22 protein-coding genes are annotated in these 25,045 nt (G+C 68.7%); 8 read left to right on the top strand and 14 right to left on the bottom strand.

Annotated features, from left to right (window positions below):
• Window positions 1–3: 3 nt before the first annotated feature.
• Window positions 4–1,170, bottom strand: coding sequence for an ADP-forming succinate--CoA ligase subunit beta (gene sucC, locus MAE01_RS10870; RefSeq protein WP_147039578.1), 1,167 nt, complete (start codon window positions 1,168–1,170; stop codon window positions 4–6).
• A 133-nt stretch (window positions 1,171–1,303) separates the two neighbouring features.
• Between sucC and MAE01_RS10865 the strand changes: the two genes are divergently transcribed.
• Window positions 1,304–1,969: a TetR family transcriptional regulator gene (locus MAE01_RS10865; protein WP_147039577.1), complete on the top strand. Its 666-nt coding sequence runs from the start codon at window positions 1,304–1,306 to the stop codon at window positions 1,967–1,969.
• A 101-nt stretch (window positions 1,970–2,070) separates the two neighbouring features.
• On the opposite strand, the gene MAE01_RS10860 is transcribed toward MAE01_RS10865, so the two are convergent.
• A complete protein-coding gene (locus MAE01_RS10860; protein WP_147039576.1) occupies window positions 2,071–2,562 on the bottom strand; it encodes an SLC41A family transporter in 492 nt (163 codons plus the stop codon).
• An 83-nt stretch (window positions 2,563–2,645) separates the two neighbouring features.
• On the opposite strand from MAE01_RS10860, the gene MAE01_RS10855 reads away from it, so the two are divergent.
• Window positions 2,646–3,689, top strand: a complete 1,044-nt coding sequence (locus MAE01_RS10855; protein WP_147039575.1) for an ATP-dependent DNA ligase — start codon at window positions 2,646–2,648, stop codon at window positions 3,687–3,689.
• A 12-nt stretch (window positions 3,690–3,701) separates the two neighbouring features.
• Here MAE01_RS10855 and ligD read toward each other — a convergent pair whose 3' ends face one another.
• Window positions 3,702–4,781 carry a non-homologous end-joining DNA ligase gene (gene ligD, locus MAE01_RS10850; protein WP_147039574.1) on the bottom strand — a complete coding sequence of 360 codons (1,080 nt, stop codon included), beginning with the start codon at window positions 4,779–4,781 and terminating at the stop codon, window positions 3,702–3,704.
• 56 nt (window positions 4,782–4,837) lie between these two features.
• On the bottom strand, window positions 4,838–5,995 hold the full coding sequence (locus tag MAE01_RS10845; RefSeq protein ID WP_186806212.1) for an SseB family protein: 1,158 nt from the start codon (window positions 5,993–5,995) through the stop codon (window positions 4,838–4,840).
• Between the two features lie 94 nt (window positions 5,996–6,089).
• Between MAE01_RS10845 and glsA the strand changes: the two genes are divergently transcribed.
• On the top strand, window positions 6,090–7,472 hold the full coding sequence (gene glsA, locus MAE01_RS10840) for a glutaminase A (protein ID WP_186806211.1): 1,383 nt from the start codon (window positions 6,090–6,092) through the stop codon (window positions 7,470–7,472).
• 4 nt (window positions 7,473–7,476) lie between these two features.
• Here the strand turns inward: glsA and MAE01_RS10835 are convergent, their stop codons facing one another.
• On the bottom strand, window positions 7,477–9,933 hold the full coding sequence (locus tag MAE01_RS10835) for an ATP-dependent helicase (RefSeq protein ID WP_147039571.1): 2,457 nt from the start codon (window positions 9,931–9,933) through the stop codon (window positions 7,477–7,479).
• A 62-nt stretch (window positions 9,934–9,995) separates the two neighbouring features.
• Between MAE01_RS10835 and MAE01_RS10830 the strand changes: the two genes are divergently transcribed.
• On the top strand, window positions 9,996–10,391 hold the full coding sequence (locus MAE01_RS10830; RefSeq protein ID WP_147039570.1) for a pyridoxamine 5'-phosphate oxidase family protein: 396 nt from the start codon (window positions 9,996–9,998) through the stop codon (window positions 10,389–10,391).
• A 14-nt stretch (window positions 10,392–10,405) separates the two neighbouring features.
• The gene (locus MAE01_RS10825) at window positions 10,406–10,810 is read left to right on the top strand and encodes a YccF domain-containing protein (protein ID WP_147039569.1); all 405 of its coding nucleotides are present in this window, start codon (window positions 10,406–10,408) and stop codon (window positions 10,808–10,810) included.
• 98 nt (window positions 10,811–10,908) lie between these two features.
• Here the strand turns inward: MAE01_RS10825 and MAE01_RS10820 are convergent, their stop codons facing one another.
• The 4 genes from MAE01_RS10820 to MAE01_RS10805 all read right to left on the bottom strand — a co-directional run bounded on the left by MAE01_RS10820 (window position 10,909) and on the right by MAE01_RS10805 (window position 17,549).
• Window positions 10,909–14,478: a lamin tail domain-containing protein gene (locus MAE01_RS10820; protein WP_186806209.1), complete on the bottom strand. Its 3,570-nt coding sequence runs from the start codon at window positions 14,476–14,478 to the stop codon at window positions 10,909–10,911.
• A 112-nt stretch (window positions 14,479–14,590) separates the two neighbouring features.
• A complete protein-coding gene (locus MAE01_RS10815; protein WP_147039567.1) occupies window positions 14,591–15,613 on the bottom strand; it encodes an ABC transporter permease in 1,023 nt (340 codons plus the stop codon).
• Window positions 15,610–16,542 carry an ABC transporter ATP-binding protein gene (locus MAE01_RS10810; RefSeq protein ID WP_147039566.1) on the bottom strand — a complete coding sequence of 311 codons (933 nt, stop codon included), beginning with the start codon at window positions 16,540–16,542 and terminating at the stop codon, window positions 15,610–15,612. Before MAE01_RS10810 ends, MAE01_RS10815 begins: the two co-directional genes overlap by 4 nt.
• A gap of 20 nt (window positions 16,543–16,562) precedes the next feature.
• Window positions 16,563–17,549 (bottom strand): glycerophosphodiester phosphodiesterase family protein, encoded by a 987-nt coding sequence (locus MAE01_RS10805; protein ID WP_147039565.1) that lies wholly within the window; start codon window positions 17,547–17,549, stop codon window positions 16,563–16,565.
• Window positions 17,550–17,640: 91 nt separating this feature from the next.
• Between MAE01_RS10805 and MAE01_RS10800 the strand changes: the two genes are divergently transcribed.
• Window positions 17,641–18,555: a Bax inhibitor-1/YccA family protein gene (locus tag MAE01_RS10800; RefSeq protein WP_147039564.1), complete on the top strand. Its 915-nt coding sequence runs from the start codon at window positions 17,641–17,643 to the stop codon at window positions 18,553–18,555.
• A gap of 157 nt (window positions 18,556–18,712) precedes the next feature.
• A complete protein-coding gene (locus MAE01_RS10795; protein WP_147039563.1) occupies window positions 18,713–18,985 on the top strand; it encodes a GlsB/YeaQ/YmgE family stress response membrane protein in 273 nt (90 codons plus the stop codon).
• A gap of 1 nt (window position 18,986) precedes the next feature.
• On the opposite strand, the gene MAE01_RS10790 is transcribed toward MAE01_RS10795, so the two are convergent.
• The 5 genes from MAE01_RS10790 to MAE01_RS10770 all read right to left on the bottom strand — a co-directional run bounded on the left by MAE01_RS10790 (window position 18,987) and on the right by MAE01_RS10770 (window position 24,313).
• On the bottom strand, window positions 18,987–20,273 hold the full coding sequence (locus tag MAE01_RS10790; protein ID WP_147039562.1) for an RNA polymerase sigma factor: 1,287 nt from the start codon (window positions 20,271–20,273) through the stop codon (window positions 18,987–18,989).
• A gap of 16 nt (window positions 20,274–20,289) precedes the next feature.
• Window positions 20,290–20,715 (bottom strand): YciI family protein, encoded by a 426-nt coding sequence (locus MAE01_RS10785; protein ID WP_147039561.1) that lies wholly within the window; start codon window positions 20,713–20,715, stop codon window positions 20,290–20,292.
• 108 nt (window positions 20,716–20,823) lie between these two features.
• Window positions 20,824–22,203: a glycosyltransferase gene (locus MAE01_RS10780; protein WP_147039560.1), complete on the bottom strand. Its 1,380-nt coding sequence runs from the start codon at window positions 22,201–22,203 to the stop codon at window positions 20,824–20,826.
• Window positions 22,200–23,777: a glutamine-hydrolyzing GMP synthase gene (gene guaA, locus MAE01_RS10775; protein WP_147039559.1), complete on the bottom strand. Its 1,578-nt coding sequence runs from the start codon at window positions 23,775–23,777 to the stop codon at window positions 22,200–22,202. Before guaA ends, MAE01_RS10780 begins: the two co-directional genes overlap by 4 nt.
• Window positions 23,774–24,313 (bottom strand): DUF3817 domain-containing protein, encoded by a 540-nt coding sequence (locus MAE01_RS10770; RefSeq protein ID WP_147039558.1) that lies wholly within the window; start codon window positions 24,311–24,313, stop codon window positions 23,774–23,776. The genes guaA and MAE01_RS10770 overlap by 4 nt, the downstream gene beginning before the upstream one ends.
• A gap of 98 nt (window positions 24,314–24,411) precedes the next feature.
• Here MAE01_RS10770 and MAE01_RS10765 point away from each other — a divergent pair, with 98 nt between their 5' ends.
• A complete protein-coding gene (locus MAE01_RS10765) occupies window positions 24,412–25,020 on the top strand; it encodes a VOC family protein (RefSeq protein WP_147039557.1) in 609 nt (202 codons plus the stop codon).
• Window positions 25,021–25,045: the final 25 nt, after the last annotated feature.

Below are 25,045 nucleotides of genomic sequence, written 5' to 3'. Positions count from 1 at the left end.
CGGTCAGGCGTTCGCCAGCTCGGCGGCCTTGTCGGCGCCCTCGTCCATGGTGGCGGCGAGGGTCACGAGCGGGTGGGCGTACTCGGCGAGGATCGCGCGACCCTCTTCGACGGCGTTGCCGTCCAGGCGCACGACGAGCGGCTTGGATGCCGTGTCGCCGAGGGTCTCGAGAGCACCCTTGATGCCGTTCGCGACGGCGTCGCAGGCGGTGATGCCGCCGAAGACGTTCACGAAGACGCTCTTGACCTGCGGGTCGCCGAGGATGACGTCGAGGCCGGCGGCCATGACGGATGCCGACGCTCCACCGCCGATGTCGAGGAAGTTGGCGGGCTTCACGCCGCCGTGGTTCTCACCGGCGTATGCGACGACGTCGAGGGTCGACATGACCAGGCCCGCGCCGTTGCCGATGATGCCGACCTGACCGTCGAGCTTGACGTAGTTCAGGCCCGACTCCTTGGCCTTGGCCTCGAGCGGGTCGGCAGCGCCCTTGTCCTCGAGCTCTTCGTGCTCGGGGTGGCGGATCTCGGATGCGTTCTCGTCGAGCGTGACCTTGCCGTCGAGCGCGATGATGTCGCCGTCCTCGGTGCGGACCAGCGGGTTGACCTCGACGAGGGTCGCGTCCTCGCCCTTGTAGACGTCGTAGAGCTTCACGAAGACGTCGGAGACCTTCTCGACGAGGTCCTCCGGGAACTTCGCCGCGCGGGCGATCTCGACGGCCTTCGCCTTGTCGATGCCGGTCAGCGGGTCGACCTCGATGCGGGCGAGCGCTTCGGGGCGCTCGACGGCGAGCTCTTCGATCTCCATCCCGCCCTCGACGCTGCACAGCGACAGGTAGGAGCGGTTGGCGCGGTCGAGCAGTACAGAGAAGTAGAACTCCTCGGCGATACGGGCGCCGGCGGCGACCATGACGCGCTTGACGATGTGGCCCTTGATGTCGAGACCGAAGATGGCCTTGGCGGCCTCGTACGCCTCATCGGGGTTCTTGGCGACCTTGACGCCGCCGGCCTTGCCGCGACCGCCGGTCTTGACCTGAGCCTTGACGACGACCACGCCGCCGAGCTTCTCCGCTGCCGCTTTCACCTCCTCGGGGGTGTCCGCGACGATGCCGGCGAGGACCGGCACTCCGTACTTCTCGAAAACGTCTCGTGCCTGGTACTCGTACAGATCCACTGTGCTTCCTTCACTGGGCTGCGGTCCGGAAAGTCTCTCGATGTCGAGATATCGACCAGGAACAAAGCTTACTACTCCTGTCTGAGCGCCCCAGTCGACGGCGGTCGCGTTCGCCCGGCGTTAGGCTTCTCGCATGCATGAGTCCGTGGAAACGCCGGGCGGCGTCGTCGCCGCAGCGCTCGAGCTGTTCCGGGCGCAGGGATTCGACCAGACATCGGTCGAGCAGATCGCCAAGGCCGCGGGCGTTTCGCGATCGACGTTCTTCCGCCAGTTCGGCGGCAAGGAGGACGTCGTCTTCGCCGATCACGAGGTTCTGCTGGCAGAGCTGCGCGACTTCCTGTCCGAGGCGCACCCCGACCCGTGGGATGCCGTGTGCCGCGCGTCCCAGCACGTCTTCGCTCATTTCGCGCACGACCCTGAGCTGGCGCGCCAGCGCTATCAGGTGGTGCGGCAGGTGCCGGCGCTGCGCGAGCGCGAGATCGTGACGGTGTTCCGATATGAGCGCCTCTTCGACGACTACCTGCGCCGTGCGCTCCCGGGCATCGACCCGCTGGATGCCGTCGGCTTCGCCGCCCTGGTCACCGCTGTGCACAACCACGTGCTGCGGCAGCTGCTGCGCGGTACCAAGCGGGTGGCGCCGACCGTGCTGCAGTCGGCGCTGGATGACGTGCGGCGGCGTTACGGGGTGTTGCCGGATGCCGCGGCCGATGCTGCGGATGACGTCGTGGTGGCGGTGTTCCCCCGGGCGATGCCGATCGCCGAGGTCTCGCGTCGACTGCAGACCAGGCTCGAGCAGTAAGGCGGGAAGGCGAGGCTTCGACTCGCCTTCGGCTCGCTCACCCCGTTTCGTCTGCGCGGCCTGCGGCCGCTCCGCTCAACGACCCGCAGTCACGCAGCGGCTCAGTCGCAGTTGCAGCGGCCTGCGGCGTTGCGGACCATGAAGCAGACGTCGCACACGCCGTAGTCGCGCTCGGCGACCGGCGTGGCCTTCGGCGCCCGTGGCGCGCTCACGCTGCTCGCTCTCGGCGCACGGGACGCCTTCTTCGGCGCGGCGGTGGCCGGCAGGAACTCGCTCGGGTGCACGGCGTAGAAGTACGGCGCGCGTCCCTCGCTGGGCTGGAGGCGCAGCGGCGCCGAGCCGACCACGATCAGCTCGTCCTCCGTGAAGCCGTTCGTGTAGGTCCGGCCGATGTGCAGCGGAGCACCCTCGCCGCGGCGGATCGCCTCGATGTAGCGACCCCGGTCGATCAGGGAGGTGATGCCGACGGCATCCACGATCGCGGTGATGAACGCGTGGTTCGCGGGATCGATCCGGTGCGCACGAAGCGCCTCCGCGAGAGTTCGGTACGGACGGGACGTGCCTGCGGGCGTGGGGCCCTGGATTTCGTTCATCAGTTAAAGGATCGCACGTCCGTGGTGGTGCGGAAAGCCGACCGCGCCTTCCCCCGGGCGCGCGCCCGGGCCAGGATGGGCCTATGCGCTACGAGATCCCCGCACCGATGCTCGCGAAGGCGGCCGCGGCCGTCCCGGATCCGGCGAAGACGACCGGCGGGATGCTGTTCGAGCCGAAGTGGGACGGCTTCCGCGGGCTCATCGCGTGGGACGGGGACGCCGTCGAGATCGGTTCGCGCGGCGCGAAGCCACTCACCCGCTACTTCCCCGAGCTCGTCGAGGCCCTGCCGCAGATCCTCCCCGAACCATGCCTGCTCGACGGCGAGATCGTCGTCGCCACCGGCGAGCCGGGCTCGCAGCGGCTGGACTGGGAGGCGCTCAGCCAGCGCATCCATCCCGCGGCCTCCCGTGTCGCGCTTCTCTCCGAACAGACCCCCGCCATGTTCATCGCCTTCGACCTGCTCGCGCTCGGCGAGGAGATGCTGCTCGCCGAGCCCTTCCATCAGCGCCGCGCGCGCCTCGAGGAACTGCTCGAGGGCGCACAGCATCCGCTCCACCTCACTCGCACGACGACCGACCACACGGTCGCGAAGCAGTGGCTCGAGGAGTTCGAGGGCGCCGGACTCGATGGCGTCGTCGCCAAGCCGCTCGACCAGCCGTACGCACCGGGCAAGCGCACTCTGATCAAGGTCAAGCACGCGCGCACCGCCGATGTGGTGGCGCTCGGCTACCGCATCCACAAATCCGGCTCCGGAGTCGGTTCGCTCCTCGTCGGACTGTACGACGGCGACGGGAACCTGCATCAGGTCGGCGGCGTCGCCGCGTGGAGCGACAGGAGACGACAGGAACTGGTCGACGAGCTCGCTCCCCTGGTGGAACGAGACGAATCCGGCGACGCCGTGAAAGGCGAAGGCGAACGCAGTCGCTTCACCGGCGCGAAGGACGTCTCGTTCGTCCGGTTGCGCCCCGAGCGCGTGCTCGAGGTTCGTTACGACCAGCTCGAGGGCGCTCGCTTCCGGCACACGGTGCAGTTCGAGCGCTGGCGTCCCGATCGTGAGGCGCGCTCGTGCACCTACGATCAGCTCGACACGGTCGCCGGCTACGACCTCGCCGACGTCCTGGCCTGAACCGAGCGCCGTTCAGTCGTCGATGCGGTTGCCCTCGGCATCCCAGTTCTCGGCGACCCGTTTGCTCGGCTGCACACGAGGCGGTTCACCGGGCATCTTGGGGAACTCCGGCGGGAACGACAGCTCGCCGAGCCCGTTCTCGAGATCGCGTTCCCACCAGCCCAGGAGCGTGTCGATGCGGCCGGGGTTGTCCTGGATCCGCGCCCACGGGTCGCCGACGTCCGCGAGTCGGGCGGGGATGCTGCGCACCGTGAACGTCATGGGGTCCACGTCGTCGAGCTCGTCCCACTCGACCGGCGTCGAGACGGTCGCGGCGGGAAGCGCGCGCGGGCTGTAGGCGCCGGCCATCGTCCGGTCGCGGTTGGCCTGGTTGAAGTCGATGAAGATGCGCTCGCCGCGCTCTTCCTTCCACCAGTTCATGGTGACCTGATCCGGCATCCGGCGCTCCAGCTCGCGCCCGGCGGCGATGACCGCGTGACGGACGTCGAGGAACTCGTGCGCAGGCGTGATCGGACAGAACACGTGCAGGCCGCGGTTGCCGCTCGTCTTGATGAACGGTTCGAGGTCGGCCTCCCGCAGCACCTCGCGCAGACCGTGCGCGGCGGTGACCGCATCCTTGAAATCAGTGCCCGGCTGGGGGTCGAGGTCGATGCGCAGCTCGATCGGATTGTCGGTGTCCGAGGCGAGCGATGCCCATGGGTGGAACACGATCGTGTTCATCTGCACGGCCCAGACGATGGCGCTCGGCCGGTTCAGGACGATCTGCGGATGCTGCCGTCCGCTGTTGTAGGTGACGGTCACGGCATCCACGAAGTCGGGGGTGCCCTTGGGCGGGTTCTTCGAGAAGAAGGCCTCCGACCCCGCCTTGACGCCGTTGCGGAAGCGTTCGAGCGACACCGGACGGTGCCCGTTCGCATTCAGGAAGGGCGTCGCCACGGTCTGCACGTAGTCGGCGAGCTCGGCCTTCGTGATCCCGTCGTCCCCGGACCCGGTCGCAGCCTCAGGCCAGATGACCTTGTTCGGGCTGGAGAGGTCGACGTCGCGGTCGCCCTCCGGGTCTGAGACCGTCAGTGTCACGCGTTCGGAGGCCATGCTCCGACCCTATGGGCGCAGGGCCTGCGACGGTAGGGGTGAAGCAGCGCGGGCTATTACTCGCTGACGTCGACCGCGCGGACCAGCACGGCCCCGAGCGCCGAACGCTCGACGATGATCGAGGGGCCGGCCGAGTCGACGATCACGCCGGCGAGCGCGCTGTGCGCGGAGAGCACCTTCGCCAGCTGCTCCGGCGAGAACGGCATCGGCTTGTCGCCGCGGCCGAGCGCGACGATCTCGAGCGGATGCGAGAACAGCTGCAGGAAGCGGCGACCGTCGGTCGTCTGCGCCTCGGCGATGCCGACCTGGCCCTTGCCGCTGCCGTCGTTGACAGCGACCCACATCTTGGTCGTCGCGAGCGCATCGCCGACCTTCTGCGCGGAGTCGTCTTCGCGCGGCGCGGCGAGCAGCATCTTGATCGTCATGTCGACATCGGCCTGCTCGAGAGCCTTCGACAGCACCTCGACCGGGAACACGGCACGGTGCACGCCGGATGCGTTGTCGAGGATGAGGCCGGCGAAGCTGCCCGACACGACCTGCTGGAGCACCGCCGTCACCGGCTGGGCGATCGCCGAGGTCGCCGTCGGGTCCGTCTCACGCTGCACTGATTCGCGCACCGCGTCAGCCGAACTGAACGCCAGCATGTAGCTGCGCTCTCCGTCGCGGACCACCGCGATCGACAGGGGCTTGCCCTCGGCGAGCTGCGCACGGGCATCGCCGTGGACGCGAAGGTAGAGGTGGTTCTGCATCATCTGACGCAGAACCCCGATGAGCTGCTCGTTGGTCGCGCCCTCCTCGAGCTCGGCGAGGGCGGCGCGCAGCAGCACGTTGTCCTTCATGCCTGGCACCGACTCGGTCTGCTCCGGCGGAAGTGCCGGAGCCAGCGGCAGGGAGCGCTTCTGCGGGGTCTGAGGCGGCTGCGTGTTCTGCGGAGCGGATGCCGTCGCCTGCGGCGCTGCGGCACGGGGAGCGGGGGCGGCCGCATCCGGATCGGGCAGCGCCACCTCGGGGCCCGCCGTGGCGCCGACGCCGCGGAACGCCTGGACGGAGATTGCCACCTCCGGGACATCCGCCTCGGCGGCCTGGTTCTCGGGCACGGACTCGCTCACGGGCTGCTCCGCGTCGAGCGTCTGCTCATCGGCATCCGCGCCGATCGGCGTCTGCGACTCGGAAGGAGCGTCGTCGGTCTTCTTGCGGCGGGAGAACAGAGCCATATCGCTCAGCCTAACGCGGCGTGCTCCGGCGCAGGCATCCGCGCGAGACTCACCGACGATCGGTCGCGAGCGGACGGCCCGTAGCATGGGGCCCATGGCAGCCCGGGAGAAGCTCTCTGACATCGTGACGTCGTTCCTCGACATCGTGCATGACCGGCTCGTCAGCGACAGACGCGGCGCGGTCGCCGACTACATCCCGCAGCTGGCGGATGCCGACCCCGAACTGTTCGGGATCGCCCTGTGCGGGCTCAACGGTCGTGTGTACGAGAGCGGGGACACCGGCGTCGAGTTCACGATCCAGTCCGTCTCGAAGCCGTTCGTGTATTCGCTGGCGCTCGACGACCAGGGGCTCGATGCCGTCCACGACCGGGTCGGCGCCGAGCCCAGCGGCGAGGCGTTCAACTCCGTCAAGCTCGAAGCCGGCACCGGGCGCCCGCCGAACCCCATGGTCAACGCGGGTGCGATCGTCACGACGTCGCTGGTGTCCGGCCGCTCGACCGAGGATCGTTTCGCCCGCATCCTCGCCCGCCTGAGTGCCTTCGCCGGCCGGGACCTGCGCGTCGATGACGCGGTGCTCGCCTCCGAGCAGACTTCGGGCGACCGCAACCGCGCCCTGGCCTATCTCATGCATGGCGCCGGCTCCCTCACCACCCCTGTGCTGGACACGCTCGACACGTACTTCCGGCAGTGCTCGGTACTCGTCACCGCCCGCGACATCGCCGTGATGGGCGCGACCCTCGCGAACGGCGGCGTCAATCCGGTCACCGGTCGGCGCGTGACCAGCGCGGAGACCTGTCAGCACGTGATGACGATCATGGCCACCTGCGGCATGTACGACTATGCCGGCGAATGGCTGCTGCGGGCCGGGCTTCCGGCGAAGTCGGGTGTCGCGGGCGGACTCGTCGCGAGCTCACCCGGCGAGTTCGGGCTCGGCCTGTTCAGCCCGCGCCTGGATTCGAGCGGTGCTAGCGTCCGCGGCGTCGCGGCCGCCCAGCAGCTGGCGACGCGGTTCGGACTTCACGTGCTGCACCGTCCGCTCACGCTGTCGGCATCCGAGGTGATGGCCGCGAACGACGAGCTCGCAGCGGGCCTGGGCGCGGAGCAGGATGCCGTCGCCGCCCAGCTCCTGCAGGAGAACGCCGACGACCTCGCGGTGTGGCGCCTGCGCGGCTACATCGACTTCGACGGCGCGGAACGCCTGCTGCTCGATCTGGACGCCTGGCTCGATGCACGCCCGGCCGATCGTGATTCCCCTGCCGTGATCGTGCTCGATCTGACCGAGGTCACGCAGCTGCAGTCCGTCGCAGTCTGGATGCTCGCCGCTCTCGCCACCTGGTGCCGAGCGCGCGGCATGCGGGTGATCGCCAGCGATCCGCAGGGCCGCAGTCTCGGCGTCGCCGGCCTCTCGCAGTCGGCGGGCTTCGACGATGCCGTCCGCGATGCCGCGGCGATGGCGGGAGCCGCCGCGGACGGCTGACGCCTCAGAGCTTCTCGATCGGGGCGATCTTGATGAGGAGCTTCTTGAGCCCCGCCGAGTCGAAGCGCACATGGGCGATGCGCTTCGCGCCCTCACCGGTGACGGCATCCACCCGGCCCTCGCCGAAGTCGTCGTGACGGATGCGATCGCCGGCGGCGAGTTCGAGATCGCCGTTGTCGCGTACCTTGCCGGTGACCTTGTTCGTGAACTTGTCCATCGACGTTGACAGCGGCTTGAGCGAGTCGCGCGGCGGCAGCTTCTTCACACCGAACCGGTCGCCCCCAGAACTGGAGCCGCCCCCGAAGCCGCCGCGCCGCGCGTTGAGCGCACGAGACTGCATCCCGCCGCGCGAATTCACGTCTCCTGGCGACTGCCGCCAGTCGACGAGCTCTGCGGGGATCTCCTGCAGGAAACGGCTCGGCATCGCCACCGACACCTCGCCGAACTGCGCGCGAGTCATCGCGAGCGACAGATGCAGACGCTTGCGGGCGCGGGTGATGCCGACGTAGAACAGCCGTCGCTCCTCCTGCGGTCCGCCCGGCTCCCCCGCCGAGATCCGGTGCGGGATGAGGTCTTCCTCGACACCGGTGACGAACACGGCGTCGTACTCCAGGCCCTTGGCCGTGTGCATCGTCATCATCGACACCGAACCGGACTCGTCGTCGAGGTCGTCCGCGTCGGAGACCAGCGCGACCTCGGTGAGGAAGTCGGCGATCGTGCCCTCGGGGTTGTTGCGGGCGAAGTCGCGGGCGACGGCGACGAACTCGTCGAGGTTCTCGACGCGTGCCTCGTCCTGAGGGTCACGGCTGGCGCGCAGCGCGTCGAGGTAACCGCTCTTTGCGAGCAAGAGGCTCAGGCCATCGGCCACCGAGGTCGGGGGCGGCACTTCGCCGGATGCCGGGAGCAAGATCTCCGTGGCCTCTTTCAGCACGGCATCCAGCTGTGCGATCCCGGCTTGGATCTTGGGGCCGACGCCGAGCTGCGCCGGCATCGAAAGCGCCTCGCGGAAGGAGATGCCATGGTCTTCGGCGAATCGTGCGATCGCGGTCTCGGTGACGTCACCGATGCCACGGCGCGGCTTGTTCAGGATGCGGCGCACCGACATCTCGTCGGCGGGATTAGCGACCGAGATGAGATAGGCCAGAGCATCCTTGATCTCGGCGCGCTCGTAGAACTTCGTGCCGCCCATGATCTTGTACGGCACGGCGGAACGGATGAAGATCTCTTCCAGCGCACGTGACTGCGAGTTGGTGCGGTAGAACACCGCCATCTCGGAATACGGCATGCCCGCTCGGCGCAGCATCTCGACCTCATCGGCCACGAACTGGGCCTCGTCGTGCTGCGAGTAGCCGGTGAACCCGACGATCATGTCGCCGTCGCCCCGATCGCTCCAGAGCTTCTTGTCCTTGCGGTCGAAGTTGTTGCCGATCACGGCGTTGGCTGCCGAGAGGATGTTCTGCGTCGAGCGGTAGTTCTGCTCGAGCAGCACCACCCTGGCTCCGGGGAAGTCGCGCTCGAACTCGCTGATGTTGCGGATGTCGGCGCCGCGGAACGCGTAGATCGACTGGTCCGAGTCACCGACCACGGTCAGCGAGGCGCCCTCCAGCTCCGGGGCCGTCTCGGGCTCGAAGATCATCATGCCGTTCGAGGCATACGGATCCGGCGCGTCGGCCGAGACCGGACGGGTGAGCTCGTGGATGAGCGCGTACTGGGCGTGGTTGGTGTCCTGATACTCGTCGACGAGGATGTGCCGGAACCGGCGGCGGTACGTGTCGGCGACCTTCGGGAACGCGCGGAACAGGTAGACGGTCTGGCCGATGAGGTCGTCGAAGTCGAACGCGTTCGCCTTGCGCAGTCGCCGCTGGTAGTCGGCGAAGATCTCGACGAACTTCCGCTCGGCCGGGTCGCTCATGTTGGCGTCCCGTGCGTACGACTCGGAGTCCTGCAGCTCGTTCTTGAGCTTCGAGATGCGCCCCTGAACGGAGGCCGGGGTCAGCCCGTATGCGTCGGCCTCGTGGTCTTTCACCAGGCGCTTGATGAGCGCACGGGAGTCGCCGGAGTCATAGATCGTGAACGATTTGGTGAACCCGAACTGCTCTGCCTCGCGGCGCAGGATCCGCACGCAGGCGGAGTGGAAGGTCGAGATCCACATGCCGCGGGATGCTTCGCCGACGAGCCCTGCGACGCGTTCGCGCATCTCGCCGGCGGCCTTGTTCGTGAACGTGATCGCGAGGATCTGGCTGGGCCACGCCTCACGCCCGCGCAGCAGCGATGCGATGCGGCGGGTGAGCACGCTCGTCTTGCCCGAGCCGGCTCCGGCGACGATGAGCAGCGCCGGGCCGCGGTAGGTCACGGCGGCGAGCTGCTGCGGGTTGAGGCCGGAGAGCAGGTCGTCCTGGTCGTGCGCTGCGGAAGCGCGCGGGCCGGAGGTGGAGGGAACGATGAGAGGGGCTTCGGTCATGGCCTTACGAGTCTAGGCTGGGCCGCAGACACCCGGTTGCGAACCGCATCGAGGAGGACGACATGATCAGCGATCTGAACGAGCAGGAGTGCCGAGCGCTTCTGACCAGCACGACGGTGGGCAGGATCGGCTTCGTCTTGGACGAGCGCATCGACATCTTCCCGGTGAACTACGCGGTGTCAGGGGACGACCTGCTGATACGCACGTCGTCAGACGGCGCGCTGCGCCGGTTGGCCGATGCGCGTTCGCAAGCCGCCTTCGAGATCGACTACCACGACGACCTCGCAGGAAGCGGGTGGAGCGTCCTTATGCATGGACGACTGACCACGGTGAGCGATGAAGAAGCTCCGGCACTAGTCGGCCGTGTGTCCCCCTGGGCCGGCGAGGAGCGCGAGACGCCGCTGCGTTTCACGGTCGAGACCATGACCGGCCGCCGCGTGCATCGCGACCGGCACTGACGAACGGAGCGATCATGCGCACGATCCTCAACATCATCTGGGTGATCTTCGCCGGGTGGGCGCTGTTCCTCGGCTATGTCGTCGCCGGCATCCTGCTGTGCATCCCGATTCTCACGATCCCGTGGGCGATCGCGTCGTTCCGTCTCGCCGGCTATGCCCTCTGGCCGTTCGGCCGGCAGGTGGTCGACAGGCCGAAATCCGGCGTCGGCGCGTTCCTCGGCAACATCGTCTGGGTGGTTCTGGCCGGCTGGTGGCTCGCGATCGCGCACATCGTCTCCGGCCTCGCGCTGTGCATCACGATCATCGGCATCCCGATGGCGATCGCCGACTTCAAGATGGTGCCGATCTCGCTCATGCCGCTCGGCAAGGACATCGTCTCCACCCGCCGCGGACCGTTCGACGCCGCCAAGCAGCGCTGAGGGCTCGGGTCCGCTCACGCGGTATGGGTTTCGTCGGTTCCGAAGCACAGTGACCGACGAAACCCGTACCGCACGGAGCAGGAGGCGCGGGAAGCGCGTCAGGCGCGCTGTGATCGGCGGCGCAGGGTCACTGCGAGCGCACCGGCGATCAGGAGTCCCACGGCCAGTACGAGGTTGCCGGCCGGCAAGTCGGAGCCGGTGGCCGCGAGTGCCGCCCCGCCCCTGACCTCGATGTTCGCCCAGCCGAGCAGATCGCCGTCGGCCGAGTACACCGCGAGACGGTGGGCGCCTGCCGGAGCATCCGTGGGGATCCTGACCGTGATCGCACCATCGGCGTTCAGTGTGCCTCTGGTGAGGAACACCGGGTCGGAGTACATCCAGACCTCGACGTCGACGCCGGCATACTGCGCGCCGACCGTGATGGTGACCTCGCCGCCGGGAGCGACGACTGCCTGGTCCACAGTCGCGTCGCCGCGGTTGCCGTCCACCAGCGCGGTGCCGGGGAGCGGCTCGACCGAGGTGTCCGGCTGACCGCCGCCGTTCCCGGCTCCCCCGCCGGAGTCCGGGCCCTCGCCGGAGCCCGAGCCGTCGCCCGGGCCTTCGCCGCCTGCGACCGGCAGCGTGCCGGTGCGCAGCGCGTTCGAGGTGTACCCGTCGGCGAACCACCAGACCGGGCGCTGTCCGTTCGTCGCGAGCGATGCCGGCGCCGTGGCGAAGCCCTCGTTGTTGATGTCGGGCATGCCGGCGGGGCGCGCGAAGTGCGCGATGCCGGGCCGATCGGTGCCGTTGAAGGCGACCTGCGCCGACTTGCCGCCGCAGCCGTCGTCGCACACGGCCCACAGCACACCGAGCACCGAGTCGTAGTCGAGGCTCATGACGCCGGCGAGGCCGGGGTCGATGGTCGAGACGAGGTCTGCGGAACCGTCTGCGGCGAGCGCGAAGGCGTAGACGCCGCCACCGTCCTCGACGGCGACGAAGAAGAGACCGTCACCGGCATACGCCGCACCGTCGAAAGGTGCCTGAGTGTTGTCGTCGAAGAGCGCGCCGGCAAGCATCGCATCCGACACCCACTCGACGGCCTCGATGCCGAGGTTCGCGCCCACCGCGGGGAGGAGGTCGGTGAGGTCCCACTCGGCCAGCGCGACGAGGTCGGCGCCTGCGGCATCCGGGTCCACCTGCAGGATCTTGTTCTGGTTCACGCCCTTGTCGCTGTTGTCGCGCTCGGATGCCAGGTACACGAGCCCGCCGCCGTCGACCGTGATGCCCTCGGTGTCGGGCCCCGCGGCGCCCGGGTTCGCGGCGTCCTTCTGGAACCGGACCCGCTTGCCTTCCGTCCAGCCATCGACCGGGGCGATCGAGCCGTCCGCGAAGGCCTTCAGCTTCCAGATCGTGCCTGTGCCGTTGTCCACGGCCCACAGGAACGTGCCCGCCGCCGTCTCCTGCACGTCGAGCCCTGAGCTGTCCTCGAGGAACATCGGGATGCTGTCGAGCACCCGCACATCGGCCGAACCCGGCCACGGCGAGACCGCGATCTCACCGACGCAGATGTTCGCGGCGCCAGGAGTGGGCTCCGCCGTCGCGGCGAACGCCCCGGTGGTGTCGGGGCAGCGTCCCCAGCTCGGTGCCACGTGGCTGTCACCCCACGACGTGGAGTCGACGAGCTGGTCGCCGTCGAACACGCGGACCGTGTCGTCCTTGCCGATCCCGAAACCGAGGTCGTCGATCACGAGGTGGCCGTTCGCCGGGATGCTCGTGCCCTCGGCGATCTCGTAGACATGAGCGTCATCGCCGTCCTTCACGACGATGCCCGAGACGTCGAGCGCCTCGCCGGTCGGGTTCACGAGCTCGACCCAGTCCGGCTCGCCGTCGGATTCGACCTCATTGATGCGCACCGGGTTGCCGCAGGCGTTGCGGATGCCGGGCGTGCCGACCCCGACGTCGACGTAGTCGCCGGTTCCGTCCTCGCAGCGCGCCCAGAAGCCCTCGGCGTGCGCGGCGTAGGCGTGCTCGGCGACGGTCAGGCCGTCGGCATCTCGGATCGTGACCGTGTCGCCGTTGCCGAGGCCGAAGGTGAAGTGGTCGGTGCCGTTGAACACGAAGTAGGCGCCGGGTTCGAGGATCGTGCCCTCGGCCAGCGGGGTGACGTCGGCGGCATGACCGACGGGGTCGTCGTCCATGAGCGTCCAGCCGGAGGTGTCGATCGGCGCCGTGCCGGTGTTGACGATCTCTGCCCAGTCCGGGCTGCCGTTCGAGTCGATCTCGTTGATCGCGACGGTCGGCCGGACGCACTCGTTCGCTGCCCCCGGGGTCGCGTAGGCGAGCATGAAGTCGCCGCGACCGTCGATGCAGCGTGCCAGGGTCGCAGCGATCTCGTCGCCGTCGATGGCGGCGTGCCCCTCCCAGGCTCCCGTGCGGTCGATCAGTGCCCCGTCGGCGTCGAAGAGACGGATCTCGTCGGCGCTGCCGATTCCGATCGGAGCGTCGAACCGCGCCGGTTCGCCGTCCACGACGCCGATCGTGTCCGCTGCGACGACGAGGAACTGGCCGCCGGCGATCGAGCTGCCCGCGGCGAACGCCCAGCGGTGGTCGTCGGAGTTGTCGCGGAGCTCGAAGCCCGAGATGTCGAGGGGCTCGGAGCCCGGGTTGTACAGCTCCACCCAGTCGGCGGGACCGGAGTCGACCTCGTTGAGTACGACCGATCCGGGAACGGGAGCCGTGGTGCAGTCGTTCGCAGCACCGGGCGTCGCCGCGGTCGCGTGCGCCCAGTCGCCGGTGCCATCTGGGCAGCGCGCGAAAGTCGCCGTCGGCGAGGTGTTCTCGTACGCGTACGCGTCGACCTCTGTGCCCGTGCCGTCGTACAGGACGACCTCGTCGCCCTTGCCGAGGCCGAAGGTGAAGTCGACATCGGTCACGAGTACGGCGAACGCGCCGGGAGCGAGCATCGTGCCCTCGGCGAACGGGGTGCTGAACCGATCGCGCTTGTCGTCCGAGATCGTCCAGCCCGCGATCGATGCGGGCTCCGCGCCGTTGTTGAAGATCTCGACGCGGTCGGTGTGGCCGGAGATCTCGTCGTAGGCGATCTCGTTCAGCACGACATCCGAGCCGGTGCCCGGCGTCCCCGCACCGCCACCGTCGCTCTCGCCGCCGCCACTGGGGAAGATGTTCGCGGCGCCCTTGGTCGGCTCGGCCGTCGCCGCGTACTCGATGTTCGCGCCTTCACCCGCGGCGCCCCAGCTGGGGAGCTGGTGCGTACCCGCCGGCCAGTTGGTCTGCAGCAGGGGCTGAGCGCCGTTCGCGTCGCCTGGTGCGAAAAGGCGGACGCTGTCGCCCTTGCCCAGCCCGAAGTCGAAGTCGCCCTCATCGGTGTCCTCGTTCAGGGTGTCGATGACGTAGTACCCGCCGGGTGCGACCACGGTTCCGGCAGGGATCTCGTACGGATTCTTGTCGCTGTCGTCCTGGACGATGTACCCGCTCAGGTCGACGTCGTCCGCGGAGTGGTTGTAGAACTCGATCCAGTCGCCCGGGTCTCCACCGTCGGAGACGACTTCGTTGATGCGGATGCCGAGAGGATCGGCATCGGCGAGAGCAGAGGTGGGGACGGCGAACAGCAGGGCCGCGCTCATCGCGCACACCGCTGTGGTCGCCAGGCCGCGTTGCAGGCGTGACATGTGACTCCAGATCAAGAGGAGGACGGGTTGCGTCAAGATCATCGAAGTCGGATGAAATCTCGATGCCTCCGAGGTGTCCTCCGCGTGAACGCGGTGTGACCAGCCGAACGCGTCAGGCGATACGGGTTCCCGGTGGCAGCATCCGCGCGGGCGTGCTGGTGCGCGCCCAGGCTCCCGCGAACAGGCCGCCGGCGATGATGATCTGGATGCCGAGACCGACGAACCAGCTCGGAACCGTGCTCTCCATGACCTGCTCGGGCGTGCGCTGGCCGCCGTTCCCGCTGGGATCGCACGGGTCCCAGCGCTCGTCCTCGGGCGGCAGCTGTGCACTGCGCACGCCGTACTTGACCTGACCGAACACGTCCACCGGCCAGCCCTGGGCGTCGTACACGGTGGGCGTGGCATCCGCCAGGACGACGAAGGGATTGGCGGAGAGCACCCACCAGACCCGGTCGAACCGCGGCATCTCGTAGGTGTACGTCTCCCACCGGTCGCAGTCGACGTTACCGGCGCTGTCGTACGGGCGGTTGTAACTCGTGACCTCGCTGCGCAGCGCGGCGCCGCCGAGCCCGAAGGCGATCAGCGTGCCGATCGCGAGGGCGGCGACGACGAGGTACGTGGCCGCCACCGAGAACAGCGGGCGCGCGATGAGCCCGCTCAGCCCCACTCCGATGGCCGCGACGATGATGATCTCGGCGGCGAGCACGAGCAGCGAGACGGCGAGCGTCGCCGGGTGCACTCCCCCGCCGAGCAGCGAGATGCCCAGGAAGGGAACCGCGACGACGAGGAACAGGCCACCTGTGGCGACCGCCGCGACGAGCTTTCCGAGCATGATGTCGCCGGTGGATGCCGCGGTGACCTGCACGGCGGCGAGGGTCGCCGCGTCGCGGTCGCCGTTGATCGCGTTCCCGCTCAGGGTCGGCGAGATGAGCACGACCAGCAGCAGCACGACGTTGACGACGATCGCGTACACGCCGGCGCCTGCGGTACCCGTGTAGGCGTAGACCGAGAACGACAGGGCGGTGACGCCGAGCAGGATCAGTGCGAAGACGCCGAGCAGGATGTACCAGCTGATGCTGCGCAGCCGCTGGGTCAGCTCGAGCCGTGCGATCAGGCCGATGTGCGTGAGGTTCATGCGTGCGGCTCCGCCCGTGGCAGGTTGAGGAAGGTGTGCTCCAGTGCGCTCTGCGCCGGGGCGAACTCGCTGACCTCGAGCCCGGCTTCCACGAGGCGTCGCAGCCCCGCGGCAGCCGCGTCCTCGGTCTCGAACCCGGCGATCACGGCGTTGCGGTCGATGCCGAGGGTTCCCGGTGCCGTCCCGAGGGCGCCCGAGATCCGATCGGCGTCGACGGGCAGCCGCGCGGCATCCGCCCCGCTGAGGCGGATGCGCCAGCCCCGTGCGGCGGCCTGGGCCGTCGCCGCGTCGACGACGGATCCCGCGACGAGGAACACGGCGTTGTCGATGACCTCTTCGAGCTCGGAGAGGATGTGGCTGGAGATCAGCACCGTTCGACCCTCGGCCGCGAGCCGCCGCAGCAGCACGCGCAGCTGCACGCGCGCATCGGGATCGAGTCCGGACGCCGGCTCGTCCAGCAGGAGCACCTGCGGGTCGTGCACGAGCGCGCGGGCCAGCCCGAGCTTCTGCTTCTGGCCGCGCGAGAGCACCTTGGCGGGGGCATCGGCCAGATCGTTCAGGCCCACGAGCGCGAGAAGTTCGGCGGCTCGGGCCTGGGCGGCGTCACGGTCGATGTCGTACAGGCGAGCGGTCGTGACGATCGTCTCGCGCGCGGTGAGAGACGGCCATGCGCCCAGCGCGTCCGGCATCCAGCCGAGCAGGCGTCGAGCGCTGAGCGGATCCTCGAGCGGGTCGACGTCGCCGATCCGAATCGCGCCGGTGTCGGGGGCGAGCAGCGAGGCCAGCATCAGCAGCAGCGTCGTCTTGCCCGCACCGTTCGGTCCGACAAGGCCTGTCACGCGGCCCCGCTCGGCCCGGAAGCTCGCGTTCCTGACGGCCTGAACCGTACCGAACGATCTGCTGACTCCCTCGGCGACGATTCCGCTCATGCGGTCAGTCTGGCAGGGAATCAGCTGCGGAAGAACGCCACGCCGAGATCCGGGTGATCCACGAAGACGCCGTCGATGCCGGAGCGGGCGATCACAGCCCATTCCGACTCGTAATCGCCGTATGCCTGCCGGCCGCCCTCGCCGCGGAACTCCGCCGCGAGGAACGCGTTCTCGGGTCGGGCGGTCCAGGTGAACACCTTCAGGCCTCTGGCGTGGGCGTCCTCGACGATCGTGTTGCCCCTGGCCAGCAGCATCCTCTTGTTGACGCTGATGCCGTCGACCCTGCCGACGAGCCCGTCCAGCCCGCGCGGCGTCACGGTGGCCTTGTACGTGGCGGCCTGCCGCCCGTGGGCGACGAGCTGGTCGTAGGGACGACCGGTCGCCTCGATCAGGTAGATGTACGAGGCGGCGATGCCCTCCTCGCGCAGCTGCGCAAGGATCGTCGACTCGAAAGACTCGATCATCAGCGGCAGCTGACCGTCCGCCCAGCCGGCCGCGCGCAGGTCACGGGCGATGAGGGGTGCGAGATCGAGGCCCATGCTCGCAAAGTACGTCGCGTGCTTCACTTCCAGCACCACGCCGATCTCGCGCCCGTGCTCGCTCGATCCGGCGCGCACCAGATCAAGGAGATCGACGAGACGCAGCACGGGCTGCGCATCGTCGAAGGAGGCGCTGGAGGGCCGGACTTCGGGCAGCCGTTCGCGCACGCGAAGGGTTGCGAGCTCGTCCCAGGTGAAGTCCTCGGTGAACCAGCCGGTCAGCGGCTGCCCGTCGATGCGCTTGGTGGTCTTGCGGTCGGCGAACTCCGGATGGTCCTCGACATCGGTCGTTCCGGAGATCTCGTTCTCATGCCGGATGACGAGGATGCCGTCCTTCGTCGCGACGACATCCGGCTCGACGGCGTCCACGCCCATCGCGAGCGCGAGTTCGTACGAGGACCTGCTGTGCTCGGGCCGGTAACCCGGCGCGCCCCGATGGCCGATGACGAGCGGCGACTTCCTGGGCATGGATTCAGGTTAGAACACCCCACACATAGAATTCCGCCGGTATCGTGGAGGAAAGCGACCTTCAAACCCTTCGGAGTGAGGCCCACCCACCATGAGCAATTTCGCCTTCAACAACCCGGCGTTCCAGAAGCAGGATCCGCGCAACGTCGCCACGTACCCGGGCGCGCCCGGCGCTCAGCCCGGGATGCAGGGCGCTCAGGCCGCCTCCTTCCAGCACGGCACGATGGATGCCGCCGCGAACGCGCAGCTCGAGGGCATGTACGCATCGCCCTCCGCCGGTTCCATCGAGACCGACCGCATGAGCGTCGAGGACACCGTCTGGAAGACCGCCGGCCTGTTCGGCATCCTCCTCGTCACCGCAGTCGTCGGCTGGGTGTGGTCGCTGGGCGGAGTGTCCTTCAACCCGTACGCAGGCGTCTCGATGCTGCCGATGATCATCGGTGCGCTCGGCGGTTTCGTGCTCGCGATGGTCATCACCTTCACCTCGCGCAAGAAGGTGCGTCCCGCGCTGATCTTCGCCTACGCCGCCCTTGAGGGTCTTTTCGTCGGTGGCATCTCGGCATTCTTCGAGGTCATCTACCCCGGCATCGTCGTCCAGGCGACGCTCGCGACCCTGGCCGTCGTGGGTGTGACCCTGGCCCTGTTCGCCAGCGGCAAGATCCGCGCGTCCAAGAAGATGACCAAGGTCTTCATGATCGCCATGGTCGGCTACCTCGTCTTCTCGCTGCTGAACCTCGTCCTCATGTGGACCGGCGTCAACCAGAACGCCTTCGGACTGCGCAGCGTGGAGATCATGGGCATTCCGCTCGGCCTGATCATCGGCGTTCTCGTCGTCTTCATGGCCGCGTACTCGCTGGTCATGGACTTCGACCAGATCCAGCAGGGTGTGCGCAACGGCGCTCCCCGTCAGTACGGCTGGGTCGGCGGCTTCGGCATCATGGTCACCGTCGTGTGGCTGTACGTCGAGATCCTCCGCATCATCGCGATCGCCCGCGGCAGCGACTGATCCAGAACCTCATAACGAATGGCCCTGTCTCCTCGGAGACGGGGCCATTCGCGGTTTCGGGCCCTAGCCGCATTCGGAGCCGCGCCGCAAGGGTGTAGCGCTCGATCCGTGCGCGGGAGCATAGTTGGCTCACCGCAAACAGAAAGGGATCTACATCATGAGCTTCCTCGGATTTCTTCTTCTCGGCCTGATCGCCGGTGCGATCGCGAAGCTGATCCTGCCCGGAAAGCAGGGCGGCGGCTGGTTCGTCACGCTCCTGCTGGGCGTCGTGGGCGCTATCCTCGGCGGCTGGCTGGGCGGGCTTCTCCTGAACCGCCCCCTCACCGAATTCTGGGACCTCGGCACGTGGGCCCTCGCCATCGGCGGTTCGATCATCGTTCTGCTGATCTACGGCCTCATCGTGGGCCGCGGCGACAAGGTCCAGGACTGATCTAGTCGGTCCTGGCCTTCGCCTCCAGAAGGGCGCGCTCCCTGTCGTTCCCCGCGAGTCTCGCGGCGGCCTCGAACTCGGAGCGCGCCTCTTCGTCTCTCCCCAGCTTCAGCAGCATCTCGCCGCGAGTGGCCGGCAGCAGGTGGTAACCCTTCAGCGCTCCCGACTCTGCGAGCGCGTCGATGATACGCAGAGCGGATGCCGGCCCCGTCGCCATCGCGACCGCCGCGGCACGGTTCAGCTCCACGACCGGTGACGGCGCGAGTCTGCCCAGCGCCTCGTACAGCAGGACGATCCGCTCCCAGTCGGTGTCGTCGACGGATGCCGCCACCGCATGGCACTCCGCGATGGCAGCCTGCAGCCCGTATGCACCGCGGCCACGGCCTGCCGCGTCGGCACGCTCGAGCGCGGCCCGGCCACGGGAGATGCGGCCTCGGTCCCAGCGGCTGCGGTCCTGGTCGGCAAGGAGGATCGGCTCTCCGTGGGCGTCGACCCTGGCCGGGAACCGGGCGGCGGTGAGCTCCATGAGCGCGAGCAGGCTGTGCACATCGCGCTCGCGCGGCACGAGGGCGGCCAGCACACGCGTCAGGCGGATCGCCTCGTGGCTGAGCTCGGGGCGCATCCAGTCCGCCCCGCTGCTGGCCGCATGCCCCTCGTTGAAGACCAGGTAGAGCACGCCGAGGACGGCGGCGATGCGCTCGGGGTACTCCTCGCGCCCCGGCACCTCGAACGGCACCTTCGCGGCGCCCAGCGTCTTCTTGGCACGGACGATGCGCTGCTGCACGGTGGCGGTGGGCACGACGAAGGCCCGGGCGATCTCCTCACTCGTCAGGCCGCCGACCACGCGCAGGGTCAGCGCCACGCTCGCCTCCCTGGACAGGACGGGGTGGCAGGAGATGAAGATCAGTCGGAGGACATCGTCGTCGATGGCATCCGGATCCCAGGGATCGGCATCCATGGCATCCGCCTGCTCCCGTTCGAGATCGTGCGCGAGCGTCGCGATCCGGTCGTCGTAGCGTTCCTGACGGCGCCACCCGTCGATGGCTCTGCGCTTGGCGACGGCCGTCAGCCACGCGGCGGGGTTACGCGGCACGCCCTCGGCGGGCCACTGCCGCAGCGCCTCGAGCACGGCATCCTGCGCGAGGTCTTCGGCGAGACCGAAGTCGCCGACCATCCGGGTGAGGGTCGCGACGATCTTCGCAGACTCGATGCGCCACACGGCAGCGACAGTGCGCTCCACATCGGGTGTGGAGCGCACCGTGCCGGCCGGTGAATCGGATGCGGTCATGTCACTGCGCCGTCTTCTACTGCTGCGTGCGCTGGGCCTGCTCTTCGCGCCAGCCCTCTTCCTTCTGGATCCACTCGTTGTCGGCGGGGAAGTCGTCCATCTCGGTGACGCGGCGCACCTCCAGGAACGAGCCGGGTCCGAGCGGTGCACGGCTCGCCCACTGCGCGGCCTCCTCGCGCGTGGACACCTCGATGATCCAGAAGCCGTTGAACAGCTCCTTCGTCTCGCCGTAGGGGCCGTCGGTGACCAGCGGCTGCTCGGCGCTGAAGTCGACGACGAAACCCTCCGACGCATCGGTCAGGCCCTCCCCCGCGAGCAGGACGCCGGCCTTCATCATCGACTCGTTGTACTTGCCCATCGCTTCGATGATCTGCTCGAACGGGATGTCCTGGTATGCCTCGACAGCAGCGTCGGTCGCTCGCATGATCAGCATGAACTTCATGATGCTCTCCTTCAGTTGCGGGGTCGGATTCGACCCTCTCACTGAAGACGTCGAACGGGATAGACCTCGATCGACAGATCGCCGGAAAAGTTTCTGAAGATTCTTCGATCAGCGGCCGGGGCGGGCCGCCGGGGCGGCGATCGCGTCGCGCACTGCCGCTGCCAGAGCCGACATCGACGCCGCCGGGTTCCGGCGTACGGCGGCGGTTCGAGCCTCATCCGCCAACGCATCACGGCGACGACGGTCGCCGATGACGGCGGCCATCGCGGATGCCAGAGCCTCGACGTCGCCGTCCTCCACCAGGATGCCGCCGCCGTCGACGAGCGCGTCCTTCGGCCCGTACGGCATGTCGTAGGAGATCACCGGGACGCCGTGCCCGAGCGCCTCGAGCACGACCATGCCCTGTCCCTCGTTCGTGCTGGTGAAGACGAAGGCATCCGCCTCGCGCCACGCCTCCGACAGGTCGGGCAGATGACCGTGCAGCACGACCGCGTCGTCGACGCCGAGCTCTGCGGCCAGCTTCTCGAGGTCGGTCCGCAGGGCGCCCGCGCCGTACACGTGCAGTTCGGCGTCCGGCACCTCGGCGCGCACGCGCGCCAGCGCACGGATCGCGTCGTCGACGCGCTTGCGCGGAATCAGCGAGCACATCATCGACAGGCGCCCGGGCACCGGGGCGTTCTGTCCCTCGAGAGGGACGGAGTGCGGGACGACGGCAGAGCGGATGCTGCTTCCGAAACGCCTCTCCACATCAGCCTGCTGCGACGGGGTCAGCCAGAGAACCTGATCGAAGCGGTCCGCGATGCCGAACCAGCGCTCCCAGATCGCATCCATCGGCGAATCCCAGTGGAACGGCGCCAGCACGTGGCAGGCGTGCGTGGCGTGCACCAGTGCGAGCCCCGGGTCGAGCAGCGGTGCGGTGTCGTCGACGAGGAGCTCGCCGACCTGACGCGCCTCGCAGATCACGATCGTGCCCTCGGTCTCCGCGGCGATCGCGTTGACCCAGGCGCGGTACAGGGCGCCGAAGCCTGCCAGGCGGCCCGCACGGCGCGCCTCGTCCCAGACGACCACCGGAGCCTGGGAGAGATGCCAGTTCGGGTCGCCGTGGATTACCGGCAGCTCGAGCACGGTGCGGCCTGCGGCGTCGGCGATGATCCTCCGCTCTGTGGCCTCCGGAGCGTGGGTGGCTTCCGGAGCCTCGTCGAGCGGCCGCGCAGCGGCGCGCAGCCACGCGGCATCCGCTCGGGCATCGTCGAACAGGTTGCGCAGCTCGACGTCGTCCGGAAGCAGGCCACGGCGGCGCCATTCGGCGCGATGCGCGTCATGCTCCTCGGCGGTTCCCGGATCGACGGTGAGGATGCGGACGCGCGCGCCGTTCGCGGCCATGTCACGGGCACGACGAAGCACCGAGATCGTGAAGCCGCCGTCCAGATCCGGGATGAGCCGGCTGGCGAGCACGAGGTACTCGCCGTCCGGCAACGGGGAACTCACTCCCACTCGATCGTCCCCGGGGGCTTGGAGGTCACATCGAGCACCACTCGATTGACGTCCCTCACCCCGTTGGTGATGCGGTTGGAGATCTTCGAGAGCACGTCGTACGGCAGGCGGGTCCAGTCGGCCGTCATGGCGTCCTCGCTGGAGACCGGGCGCAGCACGATCGGGTGACCGTAGGTGCGGCCGTCGCCCTGCACGCCCACCGAGCGGACGTCGGCGAGCAGCACCACGGGGCACTGCCAGATCTCGCTGTCGAGACCCGCCTTGGTCAGCTCCTCGCGGGCGATGGCGTCGGCCTCGCGCAGAATCTCGAGACGGTCAGCGGTGACCTCACCCACGATGCGGATGCCGAGGCCGGGGCCCGGAAACGGCTGCCGGCCGACGATCGCCTCGGGGAGTCCGAGTTCGCGGCCGATCGCGCGGACCTCGTCCTTGAACAGGGTGCGCAGCGGCTCGATGAGCTCGAAGTCGAGGTCGTCCGGCAGGCCGCCGACGTTGTGGTGCGACTTGATGTTCGCGGTGCCGGCCCCGCCGCCGGACTCGACGACGTCGGGGTAGAGCGTGCCCTGCACGAGGAACTTGATGGGCTCGCCCTCGGCCTTGGCCTCTGCGACGAGGTCGCGCTGCACCTGCTCGAAAGCGCGGATGAACTCGCGGCCGATGATCTTGCGCTTCTGCTCGGGGTCGCTGACGCCCTTGAGGTGCCCGAGGAAGGTGTCCGCGGCATCCACCGTGATCAGGCGGACGCCGGTCGATGCGACGTAGTCGTTCTCGACCTGCTCGCGCTCGCCCTTGCGGAGGAGTCCGTGGTCGACGAACACGGCGGTGAGCTGGTCGCCGATCGCCTTGTGCACGAGCGCCGTCGAGACGGCGGAGTCGACGCCGCCGGAGAGGGCGGAGATGACGCGGGCGGAACCGACCTGCTCGCGGATGCGGGCGACCTGCTCCTCGATGACGTTGCCGCTGTTCCAGTCCGATGCGAGGCCTGCGGCACGGTGCAGGAAGTTCTCGAGGACCTCCTGGCCGTGGTCGGAGTGCTTGACCTCGGGGTGCCACTGCACGCCGTAGAAGCACTTCTCGTCGCTGCCGAAGGCCGCCACGGGGGTGTCGGTGGTGGATGCCAGGACCTCGAAGCCCTCCGGTGCGCGGGAGACCTGGTCGCCGTGGCTCATCCAGACGTTCTGCGTGTTCGGCTGGCCGCCGAGGAGCACGCCGCCCTCATTCGCGATGACGGCGTCCGTTGCGCCGTACTCGCGCAGTCCGGTGTTGGCGACCTCGCCGCCGAGAGCGCGCGCCATGACCTGGAAGCCGTAGCAGATGCCGAGTGTCGGGACGCCGAGGTCGAAGATCCCGCCGTCGAGGGAGGGCGCGCCCTCCTCGTAGACCGAGGAGGGGCCGCCGGACAGGATGAGCGCGACCGGGTTCTTCTCGGCGATCTCCGACGCGCTGGCCGTGTGCGGCACGATCTCGCTGTAGACGCCGGCCTCGCGGACGCGGCGCGCGATGAGCTGCGCGTACTGGGCGCCGAAGTCGACGACGAGAACGGGGCGCTGTGCGGTGTCGGCGCTCATCGCGCTGCCTCCTGATTGTGTGATTCGGTCCCTGAGCCTGTCGAAGGGTCTGCAGCCATCGCGGCTTCACGTGATGCGAGGTACGCCTTGACCTCGCGGGAGACCCTGACCTCCATGATGAAGGAGAGGGCGGGGATGACGCCGCCGAGCGCGAGCAGGATGAAGCGGGCGAACGGCCAGCGCATCAGGCTCCACAGGCGGAAGATCGCGAACAGGTAGACCACGTAGAACCAGCCGTGCGCGACGAGGATCAGCAGCGAGATGTTGGTGCCGTCGCCGACAGAGGTGAGTTCGCACCCCATGCCGCCGGGGAAGAACAGCGAGTACCACTGGCATCCGTCGCCGACGATGACGTCTGCGAACCAGAGCAGCCCGCCCGAGCCGCCGGCAAAGAGCTCGACGTGGATGGGGCTGTACTTGAGGATCATCTCGGCCAGCAGCAGGAGCAGCATGACACCGGTGACGATCGAGGCGATCTGATAGAACTTCAGCGCCCCGCGGATCTTCGGGAACGAGGCGGCTTTCGGTTCGGGCATGTCCTCAAGTCTACCCGCGGGTACGGGGCCTCCTGCCGCGCTCCGATCGATCAGGAATCGAGAAGACACGCCGTATGGTCGCGCGTAGCGTCGCTGGCATGAACACGATCGACAGCATCACACTCGAGGTCACCGACCTGCCTGGCGCGGAGGCCTTCTACTCGCGCGCGTTCGATCTCGGCGACAGGCTCCGCCTGAGCCGCTCGGATGCCGCGACCTCCGGGTTCCGCGGGTACACCCTTTCGCTCATCGTCCGTCAACCCGCCGACGCGCGACTCGTCCTCGACGACGCGATCGCCGCCGGCGCGACCGTGCTCAAGCCCGCGGCGAAGTCGCTGTGGGGCTTCGGCGGCACAGTCCAGGCACCGGACGGCGCGGTGTGGAACATCGCCACATCGTCCAAGAAGGATGCCGTGCCGCCGAGCCGTACGATCGAGAACTTCGTCCTGCTCCTGGGCGCCGACGACGTCAAGGCGAGCAAGGCGTTCTACGTCGAGCGCGGCATCCGCGTCGGCAAGAGCTTCGGCAGCTACGTCGATTTCGAGATGCCGGAGGCTTCGATCGGACTCGGCCTCTACAAGCGCGCCGCGCTCGCGAAGTCGGCGGGCGTGGATGCCGCGGGCTCCGGTTCGCACCGGATCGTCATCGGCGGCGGGCTCGGCGAGGTCACGGACCCCGACGACTTCACCTGGGCGCAGACAGCCTGACGGCACGACGGAGGCCGCCGGAATC

This window comes from Microbacterium aerolatum (genome assembly GCF_007988825.1).
Classification (GTDB): Bacteria; Actinomycetota; Actinomycetes; order Actinomycetales; family Microbacteriaceae; genus Microbacterium; species Microbacterium aerolatum.
Note: the sequence above shows the minus strand (reverse complement) of the source record. Positions and strands in the feature narration are given on the sequence as shown.